This window comes from Syntrophus sp. (in: bacteria), from assembly GCF_040768185.1.
Lineage (GTDB): Bacteria > Desulfobacterota > Syntrophia > Syntrophales > Syntrophaceae > Syntrophus > Syntrophus buswellii.
The window spans coordinates 1-2,479 of record NZ_JAXGNC010000021.1; the positions used below are offsets into that span (position 1 = coordinate 1).

The 2,479-nt window shown below is 59.8% G+C and carries 3 protein-coding genes; all 3 read left to right on the forward strand.

What is annotated here, in order from left to right; all coding sequences use genetic code 11:
- The coding region (locus AB3175_RS13495; RefSeq protein ID WP_367361467.1) for a DUF389 domain-containing protein at positions 1 to 1,364 on the forward strand (1,364 nt) is incomplete at its 5' end.
- Positions 1,365 to 1,370: 6 nt separating this feature from the next.
- The gene (locus AB3175_RS13500; RefSeq protein ID WP_367361468.1) at positions 1,371 to 2,192 is read left to right on the forward strand and encodes an HAD-IIB family hydrolase; all 822 of its coding nucleotides are present in this window, start codon (positions 1,371 to 1,373) and stop codon (positions 2,190 to 2,192) included.
- Positions 2,167 to 2,479: DUF4147 domain-containing protein (locus AB3175_RS13505; RefSeq protein WP_367361469.1), on the forward strand; the 313-nt coding region annotated here is incomplete at its 3' end. The genes AB3175_RS13500 and AB3175_RS13505, both read left to right, overlap by 26 nt.

The window sequence follows — 2,479 nt, forward strand, 5'->3', positions numbered from 1 at the left end:
GGACGAAATCCCTCCGCAAGGTGGCCATCAGCGTTGTTGCCACGGTCCTTATCGCCACTCTGGCTTCCTACCTTTCCCCCCTCAGCGAAGTCACCCGGGAAATAAGCGCCCGGACCACACCCAACATCTTTGACCTGATGATCGCCTTTCTATCCGGAACGGCTGGTGCGGCGGCCATCTGCACCAAGAAGAACTATCTCACCATCGTTCCCGGAGTGGCCATCGCCACGGCCGTCATACCCCCACTGAGCGTGACGGGATTCGGTATTGGAAACGGCAATCCGACCATCGCCGCCGGCGCCTTTTTTCTTTTCTTCACCAATTTTGTCGCCATTGTACTTTCGACCTGCCTTGTCTTTTCCCTTTATGGATTCCGCCCCACGATGGCCGCCGAAGAAAACATGAAGAAATTGAAGCGCCGCCTCGTCTATCTGTCCCTGCTTCTCCTTTTGATCTCGGTCCCGCTGGTTTACACCCTTTCCCGGGGCGTTACCGAGATCAAGCTGAAACGGGATGTCGAAGCGTCTCTGAAACGGCAGTTCAATCAGGAAAAGCGCTCGCGCCTGGCCACATTCCAGTTTACGGAATTGGACGACGGGGGCCTGCTGGAGATCGAGGCGGTTGTCAACGCTGTTGAATACCTCAAGGACAGGGAACTGGAGCTGGCTGAGCAGAAGGTGCGGGACAGACTGAAGAGGAAAGTGAGACTTCATGTCGAGCAGGTTAAGGTGCTGCCCCAGGGATTGGCGGAGCAGGACATCACATTAGCATCCGCTATCGTCCCCGCCAGGCCGACGAAGGAGATCCTTCAGGAGGCGAGGGAGGGGATTGTTCCCCTGATCCGGCAGGTGTCGGCCGAAGCGGAAGAGCTTATCTCCCCTTCCCGGATCACGGATTTCTCCGTGGCTTTTCAGGATAAAGCCTCCGCTTTGCTTCTGACCGTTCAGATCCGCCGCGATTACCCCCTGTCGGTTGAGGAACTGACGTGGCTGGAGAAATTTTTCAGCGCCTCCTTGAATATGCCGGTTCGCCTCCGAGTGGAGACGGTGCCCTTTGTCCCCGTGCTGTTTTTTAATCCGGGATCCACAGCGCTGACGGAGGCGATGAAAAAGGAGCTGGAGCCCCTTCGGGATGCCTATGCGAGAAACGACCGCATTCTCATTTCCCTGGAGGCCGTTGCGGAAGCGAACCTGCCCTACCGGGAAAGAATCCGCCTGGCCAATGAGCGGGCGGAGTCCCTCGCTTCCTTTCTCAGCGCGGAATGCCGGATCGCCCCTCTGCAGATCAGAAAAACCCTTGCCGCAAGGGCGGCCGGAAGGCCTTCGATCAAAATACTGGTTTCCACTCTGCCGGAAAGGGGGTAGGCGGAAATGAACATCCTGGTCTTTACGGATCTGGACGGGAGCCTTCTGAATCATGACGATTACTCCTTTGAAGAAGCCCGGCCGACCCTGGATCGGCTCCGGGGGGCGAAGATCCCCCTGGTTTTCGTAACCAGCAAGACGCGCCGGGAGGTGGAGCCTCTCCAGAACCGGCTGGGATTCCGGGAGCCCTTTATCGTGGAGAACGGCGGGGGAATTTTTGTTCCGAGGGGATACCGCAGCGTCTCCCTGCCCGAGGAATTCCGGGAGCAGGGGAATTTCTTCGTCCTCGCGCTGGGGTTGCCGTATGGAAGGATCCGCGGCGTATTTGCGGCGATGAAGAGCCGCTTCAAAATTACCGGATACGGCGACCTTTCTTCCCAGGAGGTGGCCGTACTTTCCGGGCTTGCCGTTGAAGAGGCGGAAAGGGCGAAGGCCCGGGAGTTTTCGGAGCCCTTTCTCCTGAAATCCGTCCCGGATCTTCCGGAGTTGGAGCGCCTGGCGGCGAGGGAAGGAATGAAGATCGTCCGCGGCGGAAGGTTTTACCATCTCATCGGCGACCGTCAGGACAAGGGGGCCGCCGTGCGCGGCGTGAGGTCCCTCTATCGGGGGATCTTCGGGATGGAGCACGTGGCCGTCGGCATCGGCGACAGTGAAAACGACCTGCCGATGCTGCAGGAAGTGGACGTTCCCGTTCTTATCCCCCATCCGGAGCGCGGCTGGCTGGAGGCTTCGCTGCCTCGACTGGTTAAGGCCCCGGACCCGGGAAGCCGGGGATGGAACGAGGCCCTGGGGAGGGTGTTGGATGAACTTGAAGCAGACAGCCCGTGAGATCTTTTCCGAGGCCCTCCGCGCGGTGCTGCCGGAGGCCATGATCCGTGAAGCCCTGAAGATCGAGGGAAACGAGCTGATTGTCGGGGATCGGCGATATGCTCCGGAGCCCGGGCGGAAGCTCTTCGTCTTCGGCAGCGGCAAGGCTTCCGCCGGCATGGCAAAAGCGGTGACGGAAATTCTTGGAGACCGGGTCGCCGGCGGGCTGGTGGTGTCCAGTTACGAAGCGGAACTGGACCGCATTGACGTGGTCGTGGGCGCTCATCCCGTTCCCGATGCCCGAAGCG

Bases quoted from the DNA above. Each gene is read 5' to 3' on its own strand.
- AB3175_RS13500 (WP_367361468.1), top strand. From the start codon at position 1,371: ATGAACATCCTGGTCTTTACGGATCTGGACGGGAGCCTTCTGAATCAT.